We start from the raw sequence: 416 nt of genomic DNA, 5'->3' as shown, positions 1-416 counted from the left end.
TTACAATCGACTGCTGAACGTGGCTCGCAGGAAGAAAATATCGCCAGTCTGTATGCCAACTGGCAATCGCTGAAAGCACAGCAAAATTTAGCCAAAGTTTCTTATGAGCGTGGTGCAAATTTATTTAAGGAAGGTGTGATTTCACGCCAGCGCCGTGATGAATTGTATGCAGCCAGTCAATCAGCGGCGCAAATGACAGAGGCGGCGTATCAGCAATATGCACGTGCCAAACGTGGCAGCACTTCGCAGCAAAAGAGTTCCGCCGATGCACAGGTAGATATTGCCCAGGCTGCGCTGGATGAAGCCAATGCTTTAGAAGCAGAAACCCAATTAGTAGCACCTGTAAACGGAACGGTGTCTAAAACCTATGGCAAAGTCTCGGAGCTGGTAGCCACCGCAGTCCCTGTGGTCAGCCT

General features: G+C 50.0%; 1 protein-coding gene. It reads left to right on the top strand.

All coding sequences use genetic code 11. The features are described 5' to 3' along the window. On the top strand, positions 1-416 hold a 416-nt coding region (locus NI468_RS16175), incomplete at both ends, for an HlyD family secretion protein (protein WP_478244677.1).

Source organism: Acinetobacter lwoffii (genome assembly GCF_024129355.1).
GTDB lineage: Bacteria > Pseudomonadota > Gammaproteobacteria > Pseudomonadales > Moraxellaceae > Acinetobacter > Acinetobacter lwoffii_I.
This window is presented reverse-complemented; position numbering and strand designations above follow the sequence as displayed.